This window comes from Streptomyces krungchingensis, assembly GCF_054729265.1.
In genome coordinates this window covers 852,793-874,340 of record NZ_JBPUKY010000001.1, presented here as the reverse complement: position 1 = coordinate 874,340, position 21,548 = coordinate 852,793, and the positions used below count along the sequence as shown (strand labels likewise).

Sequence of the window (21,548 nt, the reverse complement as noted above, 5' to 3'; positions counted from 1 at the left end):
GGAGGGGTGACTGTGCTGGCTGTGCTGTTCGCCCTGCTGGGGGCCGCGAGTAACGCGATGGGGACGGCGTTCCAGCGCAAGGCGGCATCCACCGTCCCGACCGGCGGTGGTCTGCGGCTGCTGATCGCACTGGCACGGCAGCCCGCCTGGCTGATCGGCATCGCGGGAGTGATCGGGGCCGCGGCCTTCCAGGCCCTGGCCCTCGTGAACGGGCCACTGGCACTCGTGCAGCCCCTGTTCATCCTGGAACTGCCCTTCGCCCTGCTCTTCGCCATCCCGCTGCTGCACCGGCGTCTGCCCCGCGCGGGCTGGTGGGCCGTCGCGGGAGTGGTCGTGGGCCTCGGACTGGTCCTCGGCTCGGCCGCGCCGTCGGGCGCGACACACCAGGCACCGATGACGCGATGGGTCCCGGTGCTGGTGGTGTGCCTCGGAGCCGTCGGCTGCGCGATCGCGCTGGCCCGGCCGGGGCGGCCGCCGCTGTTCCGGGCCGCCGTACTCGGCTCGGCGTCGGCCGTCAGCAACGCGCTGACGGCCGCGCTGCTGAAATCGTCCGCCGGGGCACTCGCCGACCACGGTTTCGACGCCTTCCTCGGCGCATGGCAGACGTACGGCTTCGCGGTGACCGGCGTCGGCGCCATCCTGCTGCTGGAGAACGCCTTGCAGGCGGGCCCCCTGGCCGCGTCGCAGCCCGCCCTCACCATCGGCGACGCGACGGTCAGCCTGCTGCTGGGCGTCGTCCTGTTCGAGGAGAGCATCCGCACTGGCTGGTGGCTGCTGCCCGAGGCCGTCGGCGTCGGGCTGATCCTGTGGGGTGTGGTGAGGCTGACCCGGGTCGTGCCGCACATCGGGGAACTGACGCACTGACCTACGCGCCGCAGAGAGCGTCCGGCACGGGTGCGCGCAGCGCGTCGGACACGTACGCATACAGCCCTCGGCCGCCGCCCCGACCCGGGGCGGCGGCCGACGGACCGGTCGCGGCGTGCGGACCTCAGACGACGGAGGGGTCGAGCAGTCCGGCGCGCAGCCGCTTGAGGATGCGGGTGATCAGGCGGGAGACGTGCATCTGCGAGATGTTCAGCTCCTCACCGATCTGGGCCTGCGTGCGCTCCTCGACGAACCGCATGTGAATGATCCGGCGCTGACGCTCGTCGAGTTCGGCGATCAGCGGTGCCAAGGAGTGGAAGTCCTCGACGAGCTCCAGCGACGGGTCGTCCTCGCCGATGAAGTCCGCGAGCACGGCCTCGCCGTCCGCCCCGCCGTCGGCGGTGAGCGCGGCGTCGAGGGAGGAGGAGTTGTAGCCGTTGGAAGCCTTGCGGGCCTCGATGACCTCTTCCTCGGACAGGCACATCAGCTCGGACAGCTCGCGCGTCGTCGGCGTACGGCCGAGGCGGGTGCGGAGTTCCTCCGTCGCCTTCGCGAGCTCGACCCGTGCCTCCTGGAGACGGCGCGGCACATGGACGGCCCAGCTCGTGTCGCGGAAGAACCTCTTGATCTCACCGACGATGTACGGCACCGCGAAGGAGGTGAACTCGACCTCGCGGGACAGCTCGAAGCGGTCGATGGCCTTGATGAGGCCGATCGTGCCGACCTGGACGATGTCCTCCATCTCGCCCTGACTGCGGCTGCGGAAGCGCGCCGCCGCGTACCGCACGAGGGAGAGGTTCATCTCGATGAGGGTGTTGCGCGCGTACTGGTATTCGTGCGTGCCTTCTTCCAGCACGGCCAGTCGGTCGAAGAACGGCCGGGACAGTTCGCGGGCGTCCTTGGGGCTGATCTTCAGCGGCTCGTCGATCTGAGGAAGGATCGCCTCCTCTGCCGTCACTGCCTGCTGTGCCGTGTCCGTCGCGTTCGCCTCCGCCACGGCTGCCATGCCGTCCACCCCATATCTCCGAAGGAATTGATGACAGGGCGCGTCTGCCCTGCTTCATGTGGGTCATGCCTGCCGGTTCCGGAAAATCTCTGGAAGACGATCTTCCACGGACGTCCCGGAGCCGGACCGATCAGTGCTTCCCCACGAAGCCGTCGTCCGGATGCAGTTCGCGCAGTGTCTTCTCGCGGGCCCGCCGGACGGTTCGGTGGACAGGTCCCGGGGCAGGGGAGCGCCGGGGCGCGCCATGGGCGGTGCGCCGGAGCCGCCGGGCACCGGGCCCGGGGCAACGGTCGCCGCGTAAACTGGGTTTCGGGGTGAGCATGTGGGCATGGAGCAGCGAGAAGGCAGGGTTCCGCCACTTCCGACCCCTCTGCGCCTCGGGACCGAGCCGCTCGCCCCGCGCGGCTGGAAGCGGGCTCTCACCTCCTTCACCTCCTTGTCCGGCCGCGGAGTTCACCGAGCGGCGCACTTCAGCGGTCGTGGCTCTCCCGCGTGGGCGCGGTGCGACGGCCGGGCGGCGGGGGCGGTGAGATGACGCCCGCGACACCGCCCGCCGAACCCTTCGCCCACCCCGCTCTCCTCTACGACGGCGACCGGGAGTACGTCGACGGCACCGCTCCCTTCGTGCGGGAGGGTCTGGCCGCAGGGCATCCGGTCGCCGTGGCCGTGCCGGTCCGACGGCTCGGACTGCTCCGGTCCGCCCTCGGCACGGACGCGGACCACGTCCGCTGGATCGACATGACCCAGGCGGGACGGAACCCCGGCCGGATCATTCCCTCGGTGCTGCGTGCCTTCGCCGACGCCCACCCGGGCAGGCGCGTGCGCATCGTCGGAGAGCCGATCTGGGACGGGCGGACGTCCGTGGAGTACCCGGCCTGCGTCCAGCACGAAGCGCTGATCAACGCGGCGTTCGGCGGACGCGACGTGACGATCCTTTGTCCGTACGACGCGCGGGCCCTGTCCGAGGACGTGATCGCAGACGCCCACGCCACGCACCCCGTCGTGATCCGTGCGGGCCGGCCCGGTGTCAGCCACGCCTACGACCCGGACAGCGTGCTCGCCCGCTACAACGAGGCGCTGCGGCATCCGCCGGGAGCGGCGGCGGTCCGGTTCGACGCCGAGTTCCTGCCGGCCGCGCGGGACTTCGCGGTCGACGAGGCGCGCGAGCGGGGGATGGGACCGGCTCGCCTGCAGGACCTGAACCTCGTCGTCGCCGAGCTGACGACCAACAGCGTCGTGCACGGGGGCGGTTCGGGGACGCTGCGGATCTGGGCCGAGGATGACCGGATCGTGTGCGAGGTGCAGGACGAAGGGCGCCTGTCGGACCCGATGGCCGGGCGGCGCCCGGTGCGGCCCGACCAGATCGGCGGGCGCGGACTGTTCCTCGTCCATTTCGTCTCCGACCTCGTCCGGGTGCACACCGGGAGGACCGGGACCACCGTGCGCAGCTATCTCGCCCGCACTTGATCTCTTCCGCCGCCCGCTCCCCCTCGGGCGGCCCGGCCTCGCCATGGTGCCCCGACGTGTGCGGACCGGCTTCGCGATTGCGCCAAAAGGGTTGTGAGAGGGGGTACTTGTGAATGAAGGGGCGACAGGCGGGCACACGAAGGCCAAATGGAGAGAGGAGCCCTCGCCGTGCTCGTGCCCGACCCGAAGGTAGTGCGGAGGCTGTTGACCCGCTACGCGTCACTGAAGATCGCGTACGCCGAGAAGGAAACCCTGGAGACAGCTCGCGCGCTCGAGGACGTCACCTACACGCTCTGTGTGATGACCGGGACCAACCGCGTCCATGACGCCGTGGCCGCCGCGGACGCCCTGCTGGTCGCCGCAGGCGGACAGCGCGGCCCCGCTGACGACGAGGGACGGGAACAGGCCCCCCTCCCCATGGCGCGTGTACGGCCGCCCGTCGAGGCGATCGCCGCGCACGGCCGGCCGGCCACCGCACCCGGCACCCGGGGCGGTGCCGTGCCCGGGACGCTCGTCTGACGGGGCGTGCCGTTCGCGTCGTACCGGTGAGGGGCGTTGTCGCCACCCCCGCGGGGGTGGCGACAACGCCCCTCACCGGTTGCCCGTCCTCAGGCGCCCGGCGTGCCCGTCCGGTCCTCGGGCGAGGGCCGCGCCGCCCGGGCGTCCACATGTGCCAGGGCCTCGTCGACGCTGTCCGCGAGCGCCACGGTGAGACTGACCCCGGTGAGGTCGAGGACGCGCCGCACGGCCGGTGTGGGAGCGATGACGTGCACGCTGCCCGCCACTTCGCGTGTCTCCTGGTAGCCCCTCAGGATGACGTTCATCCCCGACGAGTCCATGAACGGGACGCCCGACAGATCGAGAAGGAAGTGCCGGCGTCCGTGATGGAGCTGATTGGCCAGATGGTGGTGCAGCTCCGTCGCCGTGTCGATGTCCAGAAAACCGTCCACGGACAGCAGGGCGGCGTCCTCGCGGGGCACGGAGACATCGATGGACAACGGGTTCTGGGCTCCGGACATGGATTCCTCCCACAGCTAGGACAAGTAGGAGGCCTGGTAACCCGTTTGTTCGATTCGACGCATCGCGGACATGGATCTTTTTCGCCCGGGCCGCTACTCGCCCCGGTGCCGCCAGTACCAGACGAGGCCCGTGCAGGCCGCGCAGAGGAAGATCACGGGGAGGACCAGCCCAGGGATGCGGGCCGCCGTCATGACGGCGCCCCGGTGGGCGGCCGGGCCGAGGATTCCCCGGTGTTGGGCATGGCGTTCCGTTCGCGACGAGGCGTGGGCCCCCGGGATGCGCGCGGCGACGGGAGCAGGACGTGCGACGCTCGCACCCCGGGTGACGTGAAGTCAATGATGGCGGCAGGAACACCGTCGAGTCCCGGCCCGCGGAAGTGGACTTGTGTGCGAGGGCGTCCCGCGGCGCGCACCGCTCAGGTGCGAGCCGAGCGCACCCTGTGCGGCGGGCGGCGGCGGTCAGTGCCGTCCGCGCAGCCTGCCCAGGAGCCGCTGCGCCTGCGCCCGGCGACGGGGGTCCGCCGCGGCCCGGCGTACCTCCTCCGTGGCCCGCCGGCCCTGCGGGCTGCGGGCGAACTGCTTGATCCGGTCCACGATCTTGGGCATGACGGTCCTCCAGGCAGGGGTTCGCGGTGGTCGCTCGTACCGTGCTGCTACCCCGTCCCGGCCGGTGCAGGCCCGCGCGTCGGGGCGCGGCGGGCGGCGATTCCGCGCCCCGGTCCCGGTCGTCTCCCGTTCGACCGCCGGGCGGACGGGCGGGCGCGACATCTCTGGGCAGGGCCAAAACACATGGTGACCGCCACGGATGTTCTCGCAGGGACTTGGGGTGAGCGACTTGCAGTCGCACCGTCGGGCGCGAGATGGTTGTCGGAAGGAAACAATCCCAGCCGACCGGAAAGGTGGTGGGCCCGCCTGCGTGGGCCCTTGCTCGTGGACACTTCCCAGCAGCCCCCTGCCAGCCCGCGCAGTGTCGGCCTCGGCGCGACGTGGGGATCCGCCCCCTACCCCGTGGTGGTCGCGGACCCATCCGGTGGCGTGGTCGAACTGAACGCGGCGGCGGCCGCGCTCTTCCCGGGTGCGGCCACCGGCTCCTGGCTGACGGACGTGACCCCGGCGTGGATCGCCGACGCCCATGCCCGCGTCCGTACCCGCCCGGAGGGCGGCGAGTTCAGGTGGCCGGCCCACGGCGCGGTCGGGGACCGGACCTTCGAGGCGCATCCCACCTGCACCGACGACGGCGACGTGATGTGGTGGCTGGTCGACGACACCGACCGGCGGCTGGCCGAGGACGCCCTCAAGAGCGAACGCGAGCGCACCGCCTTCCTGGCCGGCGCGTCCAGCGCCCTGCTGTCGTCGCTGAATGTCGAGCGCTGCATGGAGGTCACCGCCCGCCTGGCCGCCGAACACCTCGCGGACGCCGCGGTGATCGTGGCGCCGCCGCGCGGCAAGAACGTACCGCTGACGTACTGCGGGCCCGACGGAGCGGTCACGCACCGCACCGTGCAGGACGACATCGACCTCCTGCCGGGACTCAGCGACGCCCTGCGCGGATTCCCGCCCGTCCCGTCCCGCTGGATCGATCCGGCCACCGTGCCGGCCTGGGCCGTCCCCGACGGCTTCGCTCAGCCCGTCGGCTCCGCCGTCGTGACACCGCTGCCCGGTCACGGGGTTCCGGCCGGCGCGCTGGTCCTGCTCCGGGCCTGCGACCGGGCGGCCTTCTCGGAGGGCGAGGAGATCTTCGCCCGGCTCTTCGCCTCGCGGGCGGGCGCGGCCATGTCGGCGGCCCGCATGTACGCCGAGCAGGCGGCCATCACCACCACGCTGATGCGTGAGCTGCTGCCGCCGCAGCTGCACAGCGTGCACGGAGTGGAGTTCGCCGGGAAGTACCGGCCCTCGGGCCAGGCCGACCGGGTGGGCGGCGACTTCTACGACGTCCACCCCGGTACGGACGCGGGCCAGGAGTCCCTCGTCGTCCTCGGGGACGTGTGCGGCAAGGGGCTGGAGGCCGCGGTGCTGACCGGCAAGATCCGCAACACGGTGCAGGCGCTGCTGCCGCTGGCCGACGACCATCAGCGGCTGCTGGGCCTGCTCAACGGAGCGTTGATGAACTCCCATCACGCCCGGTTCGCCACCCTGGCGCTCGCTTCCGTCGTCCGCCGCGGCGGCAATGTCCACCTGCGCGTCACCAGCGCGGGCCATCCCGCGCCGCTGATCGTGCGCGCCGACGGGCAGGTCGAACAGGCGCCGACACGCGGGACGCTCGTCGGCGCGTTCTGGGACATCAGCTCCACCACGGCGCACCTCGAACTGGCCCCGGGGGAGACCTGCCTCTTCTTCACCGACGGCATCACCGAGGCCCGCGGCGGCCCGCTCGGCGACGAACTCTTCGGTGCCGAACGGCTGGAGGCCGCGCTCACCCAGTGCGCGGGCATGCCCGCCGAGGCGGTCGTGGAGCATGTGCAGATGCTCGCGGCCCAGTGGGTCGGACGGGGCGGCCACGACGACATGGCGGCCGTCGCCGTCACCGCACCGCACCACGCGCACCTCAGTGCGGTGAACGGCCACACCCGGGGCAGGTACACCGCATGACGAGACGTTCCGCCTACGCCGACGGCGGCGTGGCACTCGACGACGCCCGGGAGCGTCTGTGGTCGGCGGTGCAAGGCGGCGACGAACACGGCGCCGTCGCCGTCGTCCTCGACGCCGCGAGATCCTCCGCCGACCTGGAGGCGGTGCTGCTCGACCTGATCGCCCCCGTCCAGGCGAAGGTCGGCGTGGAGTGGGCGGCGAACCGGCTGACCGTCGCGCAGGAGCACACCGCGACCGCCATACACGAGCGCGTCATCGCGGCTCTGGTCCACCACCCGGACCACCGCGCGGGCGTACCGGCCGGCCCCCGTGTCACCGTGGCCTGCGTGGACGGCGAATGGCACGCCCTGCCCGCCAGGCTGCTGTCCGAGGTGCTGCGGCTGCGCGGCTGGAACGTCGACTTCCTCGGCGCACACGTGCCCACGCCGCACCTCATCGCGCATGTGCACCAGACGGGCCCCCAGGCGGTCGCCCTGTCGTCCTCCATCCCCACCCATCTGCCCACGGCGCACAGCGCCATCACGGCCTGTCAGGCGACCGGCGTCCCCGTCATCGCGGGCGGCGCGGCGTTCGGACCCGACGGCCGCTACGCCCGCGCGCTCGGAGCGGACGCCTGGGCCCCGCACGCCAGGGAAGCGGCCGCGATGCTGGAAAGGGGCCTGAGCCGCCCCGATCCGCTGGCCGCCCACCAGGCCGTGGACGACCTGCCCCATCTGGCCGACCAGGAATACACCATGGTCGTGCGCACCACGCACCAGCTCGTCAAGGAGACGCTGACGGAACTGGAGGACCGGTTCGCGCCGATGCGCGGCTACACCGAACGCCAGCGCCGGCACACCGCAGAGGACATCGCCCACATCGTCGAATACCTGGCCACCGCGCTGTACGTCGCCGACGACGAGCTGTTCGCCCGGTTCATCCTGTGGACCGCGGACATCCTCACGGCCCGACGCGTTCCCGCCCGCAGCCTCGACCCCGCTCTCGACCTGCTGGCCGTACAGCTCAAGGATTTCCCGCGCGCCTGTCACGCACTGGCCCACGCACGGGAGGCGCTCAGGACCCGAACGCCAGCACAGAAGATCCCCGGCCCCGGAAAGCCCGCATGACCACTTCATATCCTCCGTCCTTCTCGCTCACCGTCGACGTCGAGACCACCGAAGCCGTGGTCCGCGTCGTCGGGGATCTCGACCACGAGACGTGCGACGAGTTGGTGAGCACCGTCCGACAGACCCTCGCCGGCCGGGCCGGTGGCCCCCACGGGGTCCAGGGGCTGCACGTGGACTTCGCCGGACTCGACAACATCGACTCCATGGGCCTTTCCGCCCTGCTGATGATCCGGCGTCAGACGGACGCCGCGGGGATCCGCCTGCATCTCGACGAGCGCCCGGCCGGCCTCGAACGGCTCCTGGACATCACGGGAACGCTCGCCCACCTCACCGCGCCCTGCGACGTGGGCCGAGGCGAGGAACGCCCGGGCGCCGGCTGACTGCTGGGCGGGGGCTCGGACGGAACGGGGGCGTGAGGGCATGCCCCGGGCGCGATCACGGCAAGGGAAAGTCCACCGAATGCAGGCCGGACGACAGGGTAATTGCAGCCCTGGAGCGCGACGCGGACGGATTTCCCCCCACCCGGCCTCCACCTGCCGGTTCTCGCCCAGAGCGGGAAACGCCGGTGGCGATGCCGGTGACACAGAAGGAGTACATGGTGACTGTCGACAGAATCTGGTCCTACGCCCCCGAGTTCGGTCATCCCGAGGCCCATGAACTCACCGGATACTCCGTCGAGGCGACCGACGGGACGATAGGGCATGTCGACCGGCAGGCCGACGACTCCGGCATGCGTCATCTGATCGTCGACACGGGCGTATGGGTGTTCGGGAAGAGCGTGCTCGTCCCCGTGGGTGTCGTGGCCGGAATCGACACGGAGAGCCAGAAGATCACCGTGTCGTGCACACGGGAGGAGATCAAGTCGGCCCCCGTGTTCAAGACCGACCGCGAGACGTTCGACCCCGCATACTTGGCCGACGTCGGCAGCTACTACCGAAGCCTGCCGGCCGGAAGGCCAGACTGATGGGCAGCGCGAGGCGTGCCCCCGACGGAGCAGACCGGAAAGAGTGTGCAGATGCCCGACGAGTTGCAGGCCACGGTCACGCACGGGGCGGCTCAAGACGCCTTCGTCGTACGCGTGGGCGGCGACATCGATCACGAGAGCGCCCCTCGACTGGAGGAGGCCCTCGACGAGGCGCACCGGGTGGGCGCCTCACGCACGGTCGTGGACCTCTCGGGAGTGGCCTTCGCGGACTCGTCGGTCCTGCACGTCCTCCTCGAAGCACAGCGTGCCCACCGGTCCCGCGACACCGTCATGCTGGTGTGCGGACCGTTCAGCGACATCGTTCGGAGGCTGTTCGAGGTGACAGGGACCGAGGGCTTCTTCGTCCTCGTGGACAGCGTGCAGGCGGCCTTGGCCCTCCCGGACCCGGCGACCGAGCGGTGAGCCACGTCAACGGCCTTCCGGCAGCTCACGAGAGTCTGGCCCCGTTCCCGGCGAGCGGGCACGCCATCACCACTGCGGCGGCGGCACGCGACCACGTCCGGACGTTGCTGCGCGATCACTGGAGTCCGCCGCAGGGCGGAGTGGGCCCGGACGCCGTCACCGACCTCCTCCTCGTCGTCTCCGAACTGGTGACGAACGCCATTCGGCACGGTGGGGGGCTGGCCGGCTTCACCGCGACGGTGACCGACGGCGGCATACTGCTCGACGTGCGCGACAACAGCGACGTCGTCCCCACCCCGGCCCACGGCAACGGCGAGTTCCCCCAGGGGCACCAAGTCAGCGGCTACGGCTGGCCGTTGATCATCCGGCTGTCCCGCGACATCACCATCGAACGGGGTCCGCGGGGCGGCAAGACGGTCAGGGTCTTCGTCCCCCTGGCGTGAAGCGGAGGGCAGTCAGGCCCGGCACGTGACCCGCGGTCACATCGCCATGGGCCGGCCCCACCCGCGCTCGACGGCCACGGCGTGGGCGACGTGCGCCGCGGCGACGTCGAGGGCGGCATGACCGGTCGACTTGAACAGTGTCAGTTGGCTCTCGTCCAGGCGGCCGGGGTGCCGCCCGGACAGGACGGAACCGAGGAGCGCGACGGTTCGCCCGGCCGGGAGGTCCTGCAACTCGTGGGCGCCGGACGGCGGACGGGTGTCCGCGGCGCCGGGCCACTCGGCGAAGAGAGTGGCGTCCCGCACGGTGTCGGCGTCCACCTCCGGACCGTGGGATCCGCCCACGGAACTGATGTGCGTGCCGGGCGAGAGCCAGTCGCGACGGATCACCGGTCGCAGGGCGCCGGTGCAGCAGAACACCGTGTCGGCTTCGCGGACGGCCGCCTCGACGGTGTCCGCGGCCCGGGCGGCCGGATGCGGCGCGGCCGCGCTCTCCGCGCGTCGCCGGTCGCGTCCGGCGACGACGACGGGGACGGTGGGGTCGAGCGCCGCCAGCAGGCCCACCTGGGCCCGGGCCTGCGCGCCGGTCCCGACGACGGCGACGCGCTCGGGCCGGGGCCGGGCCAGCGCGCGGGCGCTGAGCGTGGCGACCGCCGCCGTGCGGATCTCGGTGAGCGGCTCGGCGTCCATCAGACAGAGCGGGCTGCCGTCCTCGGCGTCGAAGAGGGCGACGATGCCGCGGTGGCTGCTGCGCCCCGGCCGGGCCGGATCACCGAACACGGAGACGAGCTTCGCCGCGAGGCCGAGCCCGGGAACGTAGCCGGGCATGGCTCCGAGCAGACCGCCGGGTGCGCGGGCCGCGATCCGGGGCGGCGCGGAGGCCTCGCCCCGGCCGATGGCGATCAGAGCCGTCGCCACGGCGTCCACGACACGCCGCGGGTCGAGCGCCGCGCGCGTCCGTGCGCCGTCGAGGAAGAGCATCTCGCTCATGCCGTCCCCTCCGTCGTCCCGGACGGCCCCGCCGAGCCGGTGAGGAGCGAGGACAGCGTGTCCGTCGCGTCGCGCAGGGCCCGGCGCAGTTCGGGCAGACGCGCCTCGTCGAACTCCGCGGCGAGGCCGACCACGGTCACCGCGCAGACGGGCCTGCCCGGTTGGGGCACGACCGCCCTGCTCAGCGAGGCGACGGGTTGTTCGTTGCGTCCGTACTCGACGGCGAATCCGGTGCGTTCGGTGCGCTCGACGTCGGCCAGCAGCCCCTCCGGACCGGTCAGCGCGTGACCTGCTTCCTCGGCGACGCCCAGATACGGGGCCCGCTCCGCGGGGGTCAGCGCGGCGACCAGGGCCAGCGGTCCGGCGAACCGGTGCACCGGCAGCGCCTCGCCCATCAGACGGGTGATCATCGAGAGACGGTCGGGGCGTACGACGTCGATCACCCGGGAGCGGTCGGTCTCCGGCACCTGGAGGTTGACCATCATGCCGGTGCGCCCGGCCAGCGCCGTGAGGGCCGGCCGGGCGAGGGCGACGAGCGAGTTCCGGGCGGCGGACGACGACAGCTGGAGGACCGCGGTGCCGGGCAGATAGCGGTCGCCCGCCCGCAGCACCCAGCCGCGGCGCACCAGGTCCAGCAGTACGCGATAGGCGGTCGCCCGGTGCAGGCCGACCTCCTCGGCCAGGTCGGTCAGGCGCGGGGGATGCGGTGAACGGGCCACGGCCTCGACCAGGTCGAGGGCCTTGTCGACGGCGGTGCGCGGTGCTTCGGGCAATGCCCACCCCTCCTTGTGGTGTCCGCGGCGGCGAGCGTACGGTAACGCATGTTTCGACAAGCGATACAGATGTTACGTACAGCGTAACAAACGACGATGCGAGGTGAAGATGGCGGACGAGGCTTCGGGCGCTCCGGTCCCGTACGCGCCCCCGGCTGCGGGAACCGTGGCGGTGTACCGGGGAGCCACCCTGTTCGACGGAACCGGGAGTCCGCCCCGGCCCGCCACGTCGATCGTGATCGACGGCCAGTACATCCGCGCCGTCGGCGACGACGCCGAGATCTCCGCCGAACTGCCCGCGGGCGCCGAGGTCTTCGACCTGGACGGCCGCTTCGTCGTCCCCGGCCTGATCGACTCCCACCAGCACCTCGCGACGCCCCCCGACCGGCCGGCGGCCGAGGCGGTGCTGCGCCGCCTCGTGTACAGCGGCGTCACCGCCGTCCGGGACATGGCCGACGACCTGCGGCAGGTGGGAGACCTCGCACGGGCCTCGCTCGTCGGTGAGATCCCCGGCCCGGACATCCGGTACGCCGCGCTGATGGCGGGCCCGGGGTTCTTCGACGATCCGCGCACCCACCAGGTCACCCAGGGCGAGGTGGCGGGGGCGGTGCCGTGGATGCAGGCCGTCACGGCCGACACGGATCTGCGCCTGGCGGTCGCCCTGGCGCGGGGCACCCATGCCGCGGCGATCAAGGTCTACGCGGATCTCGACCACGGCACCGTCGCCGCGATCACCGAGGAGGCGCACCGCCAGGGCATCCCCGTGTGGGCGCATGCCGCCGTGTTCCCCGCCACGCCCCGACAGGTCGTCCTGGCCGGCGTGGACAGCGTCTCGCACGTCACCCTGCTCGCCTTCGAGGGCCGGGACGCCGAACTGACGAGCTACAAGCACAAACCGCCGGTCGACCACGACCGGTTCGCCGCCGGCGACGACCCGGGCGTCGAGGAACTCTTCGCCCTGATGCGCCGACGCGGCACCGTGCTCGACGCGACCGCCGGAATGTGGGCGAGCGACGCCCTGGCCGGAGACGGGCCCGAGGCCGCGGCCAAGGCGGCGGCCGACTCGGAACTCGCGGCCCGCCTCACCGCGCAGGCTCACCGCGCCGGAGTCGACATCTGCACGGGCACGGACTACGAGACCGACCCCGAGGACCCGTTCCCCGCCCTGTACGAGGAGTTGGCGTTCCTCGTGGACCGCTGCGGGATGCGCCCCGCGGACGTGCTGTGCTCCGCCACGCTCCTGGGTGCCCGGAGCGCCGGCGCCGAGGACATGAGGGGAAGCGTCGAAGCGGGCAAGCTGGCCGACTTCGTCGTCCTGGACGCCGATCCGCTGGCCGACATCGGTCATCTGCGCAGCGTGTCGCTGACCGTCAAGCGCGGACGCCGCTTCGAGCGCAGCGACTTCGTACCCGAGGCGCCGCCCGCCACGACACACCACCGCACCCCGAACCCGGGCGACCGGCAGCCCCACCGCGTCGAGGAGACCCGATGACCACCACCCCCATGATCATCAACGCGCTCGGCCAGCTCGACAATCCCAACGCGCCCCGGTCGGCCGAGGCCGCCGCCGAGCTCAACCCGTCCAGCGAACAGCTCACCGTCGACGCCCGGACCCTGGCCGACGCCCGTGCGTCCGGCCTCACCGCGGTCAACGTCACCCTGGGGTACACCATGGGCGACATGCCGCCGTACGAGCACACGGTGCACGAGATCGCCGTGTGGGACCGCATCGTCCGCGACAACGAGGCCGACCTGCTCAAGGTCCGGACCGTCGCCGATGTGCACCGGGCCCACCGCGAGGGCAGGATCGGCGTCATCTACGGCTTCCAGAACGCCGTGGCCGTGGGTGAGGACACCGGTCGCGTCGCCACCTTCGCCGAACTCGGCGTCCGTGTCGTCCAGCTGACGTACAACCAGGCCAACCACATCGGCGACGGCTCGATGGCACCGGACAACCGGGGCCTGACCGACTTCGGCCACCGCCTGGTCGACGCGCTCAACGACCACCACCTCATGGTCGACCTGTCCCACAGCGGGGAGAACACCTGCCTCGACGCCGCGCGGAGTTCGCGCGTCCCGGTGTCCGTCAACCACACCGGCTGCCGCGCGCTCGCCGACCTGCCCCGCAACAAGACCGACGAGGAACTGCGCCTGGTGGCCTCTCGCGGCGGCTTCGTGGGCATCTACTTCATGCCCTTCCTCAACACCTCGGGACACGCCTGTGCTGCGGACGTCGTCGAACACATCGACCACGCGGTGAACGTGTGCGGCGAGGACCATGTCGGTATCGGCACCGACGGGACCGTCACGACCGTCGACGACCTCGACGCGTACCGGGACCGGCTCGCCGAGCACGTGGAACTGCGCCGTGCGGCCGGGGTCGGCGCGGCGGGGGAGCGCAGCGACACGCTGCCCTTCGTGCTCGACCTGCGCGGGGTGGAGCAGTTCCGGGAGCTGATCAGGCTCCTGGAACGCCGCGGGTACCGTTCCGAACGCATCGAGAAGATCATGGGCCGCAACTTCCTGGACTACGCGGGACGCGTCTGGGCTCCGGAGACCTCGGACTGAGCGCGGTCTTCTCGCGTCCCGCCCGCCCGGTCTCCGCGCCGGGCGGCACCCTTTCGTCCCCGGGCCGCCGGTCACTAGCGTGGCGGCCATGGAGATCAGCGTGGTCGCCGCAGCGCGAGAGGACGACAGCCCGGTCGACGAGCCCCTGAGGGTCGCGGCACTCGCCGACCGGCTCGGATACGGGGAGGTGTGGGCCGGCGAGGGGCCCACGTGGGACGCGTTCGTGCTCGCCACGGCCATCGGGCAGGTCACCGAGCATGTCGCGCTGACGGCAGGCCCGGTGCCCGTCTCCGTCCGTGACCCCTTCACCGTCGTCAGAGGCGCCGCCTCGGCCGCGGCCGTCGTCGGACGACCGGTCGGGGTGGCGCTGGGCACCTCCAGCAAGCGCGTCGTGGAAGGCGTGCACGGCCGTCCCCGCACCCGGCCCGCGGCCGAACTGGCGCGCGCCGCCGAGGCGGTGCGCGCACTGCTGCACGGTCGACCGGGAGAAGCGGTCGTGCCCGGCAGCGTGTTCCGGCGCCGCCAGCAGCCGCCCGGCGGGCCGCTCACGGTCGCCGCCTTCGGGGGCCGGGCGATCGCCGCCGCGGCCGGACACGCCGACCGCATGCTGCTCGACGTCGTCTCCCCGGACCAGGTCGTCGCGTTGCGCGCCGGACTCACCGCTGCCGCCGCCGAACTGGGCCGCACGCCGCCCCGGCTCGCCGCCTGGCTGCCCGCCGCCGTCGACCCGCGGCCCGAATCGCTGACCCAGATCCTGCGGAGCATCGTCGGCTATCTGACGGTGCCGGGCTACAGCGACGTGTTCGCCGAGGCGGGCTTCGGCGGGGCCGTCGAGCTGGCGCGGTCCGGAGCGACCCCCGAAGCACTGCTCGCCGCGCTTCCCGCCGAGGCGGCCTCCGCCGTCGCCCTGGTGGGAGACGCGGCCGCCGTACGAGCCCGCGTCGACGCCTATGCCGCGGCGGGACTGGACGAGATCGCCCTGGTGCCCGCCACCGCGGGCGACCCGGCCGGCGAACGCACGCTGACGGCGCTGGCCGACCTGCGGCCGGACGCACGGCGCGCAGCCACCTCGTAACCCTGGCTGCGGCGTCAGCCCGATGCCAGGAGGTGCGAGACCCGTTCGAGCAGCGCGCCCGGCGAAGCCGTGCCCTCGGTGGGTTCGCCGCCGGGGGCCGAGGCCGACGGCTCGCCGGTGCCGGCCGGGTCGTCGCCGGTGGAGGGCGAGGGAGAGCCGGTCGGCGGGGGAGTGGGGGACGGTCCCGGCGCTGTCGCGGTCGACCGACGGCTCGGCGAGGGCGCGGCCGTGCTGCGCGAGGGGCCGGGGCTCGGCCGCGTCCGCGTGGCCGAGCCGGCCGGTGCCGGAGCGGAGGAATCGTCGGCACGCACCGCGCCGCCCGCGATGTCGACCTGGGCCGTACCGGGCGGCGCGCCGATGCCGCCCTCCGGCGACGGTGACCGGACGGCGCCGCGCCCGGGGCCTTCACCCGGCGTCGCGGAACCGCTGCCCGCCTTCTCGTGCGCCCGCACCCCACCCGGCAGCGAGAGCCGCGGAGCGGCCGAGTCGGCGCCGCTCAGCACCGCCGCGAGCGTCGCCCCGAAGCAGACGCAGGACGCGGCCACCACCCAGCCCATCCTGCGCAGCCAAGTGCGCCGACGACCGCTCACGTCCACGAACACGGCTCCGTCCACCGGCGCACCGGGCGCGGATGGCGCCGGATCCCCGCCCGGGCCGGAGTCCGGAGCGGGCTCGACCGGGCCGACGCGCTGACGGGCCGGGCCCGTCTCCCCGGCCTCCCGAGCGCTCCCGCTCTCCCGTCCGCCGTGGTCCGCGCACGTGGACGCCCCCGTGATGCCTGCCATTCACCGCTCCTCGCTCATCCTCGACGCCGGTCCCGGCGCGCGGTCACGTGTCGCCGTGACCGGCCGCTCGGGAGGCGGGCGCGGGGGTCGCCCACCGACAGGACGGGGCGTGTCCGCGCTGATCCACTCATACGCAGGGCGTCGCTTTGTGACTCATTCCGACCGGATGTGATGCCTCCATGGGGCATCGAGACAGGGGAGATCACCTGTCGGCACGCATGATTCGATCGCTCATGCGATGGAATCAATCGTCAGTACTTGTCCACGCGACGTTTTCACTCGTAGCATCGCCGTATTCGGTCAGCATACGAAGGGCACTCCGATGGACCGCATCCGCCTGCAGCAGCTCCTGGCCCGTGAGAGCGCCGAAGCCGCGCGCCGCAATCCGCGGTCCGAGGCCGCCTACGCGCGGGCCGGCCACCTCTTCGGCCGGGTTCCGATGACCTGGATGAACAAGACCGCCGCGGGAGCCTTCCCCCGCTATCTGGACACCGCGCGCGGCGCCCGTGTCACCGACATCGACGGCCACGAGTACATCGACTTCTGCCTCGGGGACACGGGCGCCATGGCCGGACACTCGCCCGAGGTGGTGGCCGAGGCCGTCCGGCACCGGTTCACCGAACGCGGCGGCGCCACCGCCATGCTGCCGACCGAGGACGCCGAATGGGTGGGCGCCGAGCTCACCCGCCGCTTCGGACCGACACGCTGGAGCTTCTCGCTGACCGCGACCGACGCCAACCGCTGGTCCATCCGGCTGGCCCGCGCGATCACGGGCCGCCCGAAGATCCTGGTGAACAGCTACAGCTACCACGGAAGCGTCGACGAGTCGCTCATCGTGGTCGGACCCGACGGCCAAGGCACCGCCCGGCCCGGCAATGTCGGAGCCCCCTGCGACGTCACGCTGACCTGCCGGGTCGCCGAGTTCAACGACCTGGCACAGCTGGAACGCGAGCTCGCCCACGGCGACGTCGCCGCCGTCCTCATGGAGCCCGCCCTCACCAACATCGGCATCGTGTTGCCGGAACCCGGCTACCTGGAAGGCGTGCGCGCCCTCACCCGTCGGTACGGCACGCTCCTCATCAACGACGAGACGCACACCTTCTCCGCCGGACCGGGCGGCTGCACCGCCGCCTGGGGCCTGGAACCCGACGTGCTCACCATCGGCAAGGCGATCGGCGGAGGCATCCCGGCCGGTGCCTACGGGCTCTCGGCCGAACTCGCCGAGCGGCTGCTCGACCGCGACGACCTGGACCTCGTGGACATGGGAGGCGTCGGGGGCACCCTCGCCGGCAACGCCCTCTCCGTCGCCGCCATGCGCGCCACCCTCGAACACGTCCTCACCGACGACGCCTTCGGCCACATGTCGAAGCTGTCGGAGCGCTTCGAGGCCGGAGTGCGCGCGGGCATCGACACCTGGTCCCTGCCGTGGTCGGTGAGCCGTCTCGGGGCCCGCACCGAGTACCGGTTCGCGGACCCGGCACCGCGCACCGGAACGGAATCGGCCGCGGCGTCGGACACGGAGCTGGAGGACTTCCTCCACCTCTACCTCGCCAACCGCGGCATCCTGCTGACGCCGTTCCACAACATGGCGCTGATGTGCCCGGCCACCACGGAACAGGACGTGGACACCCACACCGAGGTCTTCGCCGCGGCCCTCGCCGAACTCGTCGGCTGACCCGCGCCGTTAATCTTGGACCGGGCCAGCCGGAGAGGAACAGCGTGGACGAGATCGACCGGGCCATCCTGCGTGAGCTGCAGATCGACGGGCGCATCGCGTATGCCGAACTCGGCCCCAAGGTGGGCCTGTCCGCGTCGGCGGCCCGCCAGCGATTGCAACGACTGCTGGACACCCAGGCCGTGCAGGTCGTCGGAGTCACCGACCCCATGGGCATGGGCGGGCAGTCGATGGCGCTGCTCGGCATCGCCGTGGACGGGGATCCGCGCGCCGTCGCCGACGAGCTGGCCGAGCGCCCGGAGGTCGTGTACTCGGTACTGACCTCCGGTGGCTTCGACCTGTTCGCAGAAGTGGTCTGCCCGGGGCCGCGAGAACTGCTGGACTTCGTCAACGACGTGGTCCGCCCCCTCGAAGGGGTCGGCAAGGTCCAGTCGTTCCCCTACTTCGGCATCCACACGCACCGGTTCCTGTGGAACGTCGGCTGATCCGAGCGCCGTCCGAGCCGACCGCACGGATCGCGCAGCGGCCGTACGGCACGTGCGTCGTCCGGCCGGGTCCAGCAGCGCGATCCCGAACCCCCTAGGCGACCGCGCTCCTGGCCGACGACCCGTCGGGCCGCGCCACCGGCACGTCCAGGGGCCGGGCCAGTCCGATCACGCCCTCGTCCAGCCGCTGAAGATGCCGCAGGACCCGGTCGGTCACCCGGTCGTGCCGGGGCGTACCCGGCCGGTCCGTCTCCAGCATGGCCGCGAGGCTCGCGCCGGTCTCGGCCACACCGTCGCTGTCCTCGTCCTCGACGCGGGCGATCAGGACGTCGATGTTGTGGGCGATGCGCCGGCCGGCCCCCTTCAGCCGCGGATCCGCCGCCACGGTCTTGCTGTAGGGGAGGAGTTCGGCCGTCGCCGCCAGCGATCGTGCGTGATAGGCGCACGTCTCCAGCAGCGCCACGACGTAGCGGGCGGTCTGGCGACGGGCCCGCAGCGGGGTGATCGGATGGGTGAGCGGCTGCGTGGAGGCGCGCAGATCGTCCAGTGCCGTGTCGAGATCCCGGGCCTTGTCCAGCAGGTCGATCGCCGGTCCTCCGCTGAGCTGTTCCACCGCCGCTCCCGTCACGTCGCCGAGCCGGGTCAGCACCGTGGCGAGGAGCTCGTCGGTACGGCGGTCGGTGTTGACCGGCAGGACCAGGGCGGCCGCGATCACACCGCAGGCGGCGCCGAGTGCCGTCTCCTCGATCCGCAGCACCAGCACATGGGTGCTGTAGGTGTTGAGCAGCGTGTACAGCAGCCCCAGCATCGCCGTCACGAAGAAGGACATCAGGGCGTACGAGAGCGGCGCGGTGAAGAACATGGCGAAGATGAACAGCAGGACCAGCGCGAACGCGGTCCAGGTGTGCGTGCCCACCAGGCCCGCCAGGCCGACACCGGCGACGACACCGACGACCGTGCCGAGCAGCCGACGGTAGCCCTTCACCAGGATCTCCCCGGTGGAGGCGGTGTTCAGGAAGACGACCCAGCAGGTCAGCACCGCCCAGTACCAGCGCTGGCTGGACAGGAGCTCGCCGCCCGCGATCGCCAGCGCCGAACCCACTGACACCTGCACGGCTGTACGGGTCGTGGGCCGCAGTCCCTGACGGTCGTCCGCGGCCGGCTCGTTCTCCTCGGCGCCTGCGATCGCGACGTCCTCCGCCTCCAGTTCCTCGCGCGAGCGCGCCGTGGCGGGCGAGTCGTCGGATTCGTCCTGCGGTCCGTCCAGGGCGAGCCGCAGTCCCAGGACGGCGCGCGCCGCCTCGCCGATGCCGCGGAACACGTCCTGCACGGCGGCCGAGGCGCGCGGCAGGTTCTCCTCGTCCCGGTACCCCAGCAGCCGGTTGCGCACCTGGGCCACGGCCAGGCCGCGTGTGTGCGCCACCGGGCGCATGACGAGCACCCGCAGCGCGTCGAGGTCGCGGCGCAGCGTCGCGGTGGTGTCGTCGTGCGGCCGGAGCCGGTCGCCCGGGGCGGGCACCGGCGCGTCGGGCAGATGAAGAGTCAGCGTGTCGGCGCGCTCGGCGCTCCGGGCGGTGAGCAGCAGGACACCCAGCCGCTCCGCGGCGATCTCGGCGTCGGCGACACGACGCTGCACCAGCGAGGCGGTGGCCCGGTCACCGGTGCCCTCCTCCAGCCGCCCCTGGATCATCATCGCGCTCTCGTGCAGACGCGCGGTGTGGTGTCGTACGTCGTCCAGCGCCTTGTCGGCCTCGTCGGGTCCGGCGTCGAGCAGGTCGATCTGGGCGGACACCAGTTGGGCGAGCCGTGTCCGGAAGGCCCGGCGCAGCCTGTCCAGGATGCGCTCCGGTGTCTCGGGCACGAGGGCGAAGCGCGCCACCGCACTGCACGCGAAGGCGACCGCCACGGTCGCGCACAGACCCGGCAGGGCGGCGGGCGAGGCCCCGACGAACAGCGCGACGAAGTACGTCTGGAACCCGATGAGTCCGAGCGCCGTGCCACGGTCCCCGAAGCGGCGGCCGTACACCGCGGCGAAGATCAGCGCGATGAAGAAGAGGTCGCCCGCGACGATCCGGGTGCTCAGCAGGGCGCCCAGCGAGAGCGCCGCGAGCGCCACCGGCAGACCGAGGGCGAGGGTGACGGCCTGCCCGCTCCGCTGCTTCTCCTTGAGGGCGAAGGTGGCGACCATGGCCGCCACGGAGCCGGCCACCAGATGGGTCACGGGAACCCCGAAGGGAGCCAGCACGGCGAGCGTGAGGGCGATGGCGGCCACGGTGCGCAGACCGGCCATGAGCCGCAGCAGTCCGGGGTCCGACGCCGCGAACCGGTCCCAGATCTCCGCCGGACGAGATCGTGTCCGCGCCGTCCCCCGGCCGCTCCCCGCGGTCTTCACGCGGTCGTTCTTCCCGGTCCTCACGTGATCGTTCTTCCTGCCTCTTTGCACCGCATGATCAGCGGTTCCAGCATGTCACGAGCCGTCGCCCCGCCGCCGGAGTGGTCGAGCCCCCGCGCCGACCCGGTCGAGAGGGCGTCAAACCACTTGTGGGAGCGCTCCCAAATAGTCAGGATGCCCCCATGGAGCCACAGCCGTTCATCCGTGCCTACCGGCCCGCCGACCGGGCGGACGTCGCCCATGTGTGCGTGAGCACCGCGGACGAGGGAGGGGACTCACGCGCCCTCTACCCGGACGAGGAGTTGATGCCGTCCCTGTTCGCCGAGCCCTACTGCCACCTGGAGCCCGAACTGGCCTTCGTCCTGGACGACGGAAGCGGCCGGGTGGTCGGCTACATCGTCGGGACCGCGGACACCGACGTGTTCGTCAGGGCCTTCCGGGACAAGTGGATCCCGCGCGTCGCCGACCGCTATCCCGCCCCCACCGCACCACCCGGCACACCCAGCGAGCAGATGATCGCGCTGCTGCACACGCCCGAGCGCATGCTCGTGCCCGAACTGGCCGATCACCCCGCGCACTTGCACATCGACCTGCTGCCGGACTTCCAGCGACGCGGCCACGGCCGGGCCCTGATGACCACCTTCCTGGCCGCGCTGTACGACCGCGGGGTACCCGCCGTCCACCTGGGCATGGTCACCGCGAATGTGGCCGCGCGGGCGTTCTACGACCGTCTCGGCTTCCACGAGCTCGACGTTCCGGACCCAGGTCCTCTCACGTACCTGGGCAGATCGACGGCCGTACGGTCGACGGCGCCCGGGGCGGCGCCGACCATCCCCTGACGACGTGTGAGGCAGGCCCGGCCGCCGCCGTGACGACTCCCGCGGGACGGCGCACGAGGCGCCCCGCGGGACGAAGGCCCGTCGGCCT

22 protein-coding genes are annotated in these 21,548 nt (G+C 72.4%); 15 read left to right on the top strand and 7 right to left on the bottom strand.

The genetic code is table 11. From position 1 onward, the window contains the following. The first annotated feature begins 6 nt into the window (after positions 1 to 6). Positions 7 to 864: a DMT family transporter gene (locus ACSYGO_RS04060; protein WP_426680013.1), complete on the top strand. Its 858-nt coding sequence runs from the start codon at positions 7 to 9 to the stop codon at positions 862 to 864. A gap of 124 nt (positions 865 to 988) precedes the next feature. Here ACSYGO_RS04060 and ACSYGO_RS04055 read toward each other — a convergent pair whose 3' ends face one another. Beyond that, positions 989 to 1,870 carry an RNA polymerase sigma factor SigF gene (locus ACSYGO_RS04055; RefSeq protein WP_426680014.1) on the bottom strand — a complete coding sequence of 294 codons (882 nt, stop codon included), beginning with the start codon at positions 1,868 to 1,870 and terminating at the stop codon, positions 989 to 991. A gap of 531 nt (positions 1,871 to 2,401) precedes the next feature. Between ACSYGO_RS04055 and ACSYGO_RS04050 the strand changes: the two genes are divergently transcribed. Next, on the top strand, positions 2,402 to 3,337 hold the full coding sequence (locus tag ACSYGO_RS04050) for an anti-sigma factor RsbA family regulatory protein (RefSeq protein WP_432176078.1): 936 nt from the start codon (positions 2,402 to 2,404) through the stop codon (positions 3,335 to 3,337). Positions 3,338 to 3,484: 147 nt separating this feature from the next. After that, the gene (locus ACSYGO_RS04045; RefSeq protein ID WP_432176079.1) at positions 3,485 to 3,856 is read left to right on the top strand and encodes a DUF5133 domain-containing protein; all 372 of its coding nucleotides are present in this window, start codon (positions 3,485 to 3,487) and stop codon (positions 3,854 to 3,856) included. Between the two features lie 89 nt (positions 3,857 to 3,945). Here the strand turns inward: ACSYGO_RS04045 and ACSYGO_RS04040 are convergent, their stop codons facing one another. Both ACSYGO_RS04040 and ACSYGO_RS04035 read right to left on the bottom strand, forming a co-directional pair. Then, positions 3,946 to 4,356, bottom strand: coding sequence for an STAS domain-containing protein (locus ACSYGO_RS04040; RefSeq protein ID WP_426680017.1), 411 nt, complete (start codon positions 4,354 to 4,356; stop codon positions 3,946 to 3,948). Between the two features lie 459 nt (positions 4,357 to 4,815). Further along, a complete protein-coding gene (locus ACSYGO_RS04035; protein WP_426680018.1) occupies positions 4,816 to 4,962 on the bottom strand; it encodes a hypothetical protein in 147 nt (48 codons plus the stop codon). A 324-nt stretch (positions 4,963 to 5,286) separates the two neighbouring features. Here ACSYGO_RS04035 and ACSYGO_RS04030 point away from each other — a divergent pair, with 324 nt between their 5' ends. From ACSYGO_RS04030 to ACSYGO_RS04005, 6 genes are all read left to right on the top strand, one after another. Next, positions 5,287 to 6,945, top strand: a complete 1,659-nt coding sequence (locus ACSYGO_RS04030) for a PP2C family protein-serine/threonine phosphatase (protein WP_432176395.1) — start codon at positions 5,287 to 5,289, stop codon at positions 6,943 to 6,945. Continuing rightward, the gene (locus ACSYGO_RS04025) at positions 6,942 to 8,051 is read left to right on the top strand and encodes a cobalamin B12-binding domain-containing protein (protein ID WP_460385776.1); all 1,110 of its coding nucleotides are present in this window, start codon (positions 6,942 to 6,944) and stop codon (positions 8,049 to 8,051) included. The genes ACSYGO_RS04030 and ACSYGO_RS04025 overlap by 4 nt, the downstream gene beginning before the upstream one ends. Further along, the gene (locus ACSYGO_RS04020; RefSeq protein WP_460385775.1) at positions 8,048 to 8,431 is read left to right on the top strand and encodes an STAS domain-containing protein; all 384 of its coding nucleotides are present in this window, start codon (positions 8,048 to 8,050) and stop codon (positions 8,429 to 8,431) included. The genes ACSYGO_RS04025 and ACSYGO_RS04020 overlap by 4 nt, the downstream gene beginning before the upstream one ends. Before the next feature lie 215 nt (positions 8,432 to 8,646). Next, complete coding sequence (locus ACSYGO_RS04015; protein WP_426680022.1) at positions 8,647 to 9,015, top strand: PRC-barrel domain-containing protein; 369 nt, start codon at positions 8,647 to 8,649, stop codon at positions 9,013 to 9,015. Positions 9,016 to 9,066: 51 nt separating this feature from the next. Further along, positions 9,067 to 9,438 (top strand): STAS domain-containing protein, encoded by a 372-nt coding sequence (locus ACSYGO_RS04010; RefSeq protein ID WP_460385774.1) that lies wholly within the window; start codon positions 9,067 to 9,069, stop codon positions 9,436 to 9,438. Further along, complete coding sequence (locus ACSYGO_RS04005) at positions 9,435 to 9,881, top strand: ATP-binding protein (protein ID WP_426680024.1); 447 nt, start codon at positions 9,435 to 9,437, stop codon at positions 9,879 to 9,881. The genes ACSYGO_RS04010 and ACSYGO_RS04005 overlap by 4 nt, the downstream gene beginning before the upstream one ends. Before the next feature lie 36 nt (positions 9,882 to 9,917). Here ACSYGO_RS04005 and ACSYGO_RS04000 read toward each other — a convergent pair whose 3' ends face one another. Continuing rightward, a complete protein-coding gene (locus ACSYGO_RS04000; RefSeq protein ID WP_460385773.1) occupies positions 9,918 to 10,868 on the bottom strand; it encodes an ornithine cyclodeaminase family protein in 951 nt (316 codons plus the stop codon). Then, entirely contained in the window at positions 10,865 to 11,641 is a 777-nt protein-coding gene (locus tag ACSYGO_RS03995; RefSeq protein WP_460385772.1) for an IclR family transcriptional regulator, read from the bottom strand. Before ACSYGO_RS03995 ends, ACSYGO_RS04000 begins: the two co-directional genes overlap by 4 nt. Positions 11,642 to 11,750: 109 nt before the next feature. On the opposite strand from ACSYGO_RS03995, the gene ACSYGO_RS03990 reads away from it, so the two are divergent. The 3 genes from ACSYGO_RS03990 (at position 11,751) to ACSYGO_RS03980 (ending at position 15,284) form a co-directional block, all read left to right on the top strand. Further along, the gene (locus ACSYGO_RS03990) at positions 11,751 to 13,133 is read left to right on the top strand and encodes an amidohydrolase family protein (protein WP_460385771.1); all 1,383 of its coding nucleotides are present in this window, start codon (positions 11,751 to 11,753) and stop codon (positions 13,131 to 13,133) included. Continuing rightward, positions 13,130 to 14,209 (top strand): dipeptidase, encoded by a 1,080-nt coding sequence (locus ACSYGO_RS03985; protein ID WP_426680028.1) that lies wholly within the window; start codon positions 13,130 to 13,132, stop codon positions 14,207 to 14,209. The genes ACSYGO_RS03990 and ACSYGO_RS03985 overlap by 4 nt, the downstream gene beginning before the upstream one ends. Before the next feature lie 88 nt (positions 14,210 to 14,297). Continuing rightward, positions 14,298 to 15,284 carry an LLM class F420-dependent oxidoreductase gene (locus tag ACSYGO_RS03980; protein ID WP_432176388.1) on the top strand — a complete coding sequence of 329 codons (987 nt, stop codon included), beginning with the start codon at positions 14,298 to 14,300 and terminating at the stop codon, positions 15,282 to 15,284. A gap of 14 nt (positions 15,285 to 15,298) precedes the next feature. On the opposite strand, the gene ACSYGO_RS03975 is transcribed toward ACSYGO_RS03980, so the two are convergent. After that, entirely contained in the window at positions 15,299 to 16,069 is a 771-nt protein-coding gene (locus tag ACSYGO_RS03975; protein WP_460385770.1) for a hypothetical protein, read from the bottom strand. 322 nt (positions 16,070 to 16,391) lie between these two features. On the opposite strand from ACSYGO_RS03975, the gene ACSYGO_RS03970 reads away from it, so the two are divergent. Together ACSYGO_RS03970 and ACSYGO_RS03965 are read left to right on the top strand one after the other, a co-directional pair. Continuing rightward, a complete protein-coding gene (locus tag ACSYGO_RS03970) occupies positions 16,392 to 17,744 on the top strand; it encodes a transaminase (protein WP_460385769.1) in 1,353 nt (450 codons plus the stop codon). A 44-nt stretch (positions 17,745 to 17,788) separates the two neighbouring features. Next, positions 17,789 to 18,229, top strand: a complete 441-nt coding sequence (locus ACSYGO_RS03965; RefSeq protein WP_028801407.1) for an Lrp/AsnC family transcriptional regulator — start codon at positions 17,789 to 17,791, stop codon at positions 18,227 to 18,229. Positions 18,230 to 18,323: 94 nt separating this feature from the next. Here ACSYGO_RS03965 and ACSYGO_RS03960 read toward each other — a convergent pair whose 3' ends face one another. Further along, a complete protein-coding gene (locus ACSYGO_RS03960; RefSeq protein ID WP_460389672.1) occupies positions 18,324 to 20,519 on the bottom strand; it encodes an FUSC family protein in 2,196 nt (731 codons plus the stop codon). A gap of 284 nt (positions 20,520 to 20,803) precedes the next feature. Between ACSYGO_RS03960 and ACSYGO_RS03955 the strand changes: the two genes are divergently transcribed. Continuing rightward, the gene (locus tag ACSYGO_RS03955; RefSeq protein ID WP_435228711.1) at positions 20,804 to 21,460 is read left to right on the top strand and encodes a GNAT family N-acetyltransferase; all 657 of its coding nucleotides are present in this window, start codon (positions 20,804 to 20,806) and stop codon (positions 21,458 to 21,460) included. Positions 21,461 to 21,548 lie beyond the last annotated feature (88 nt).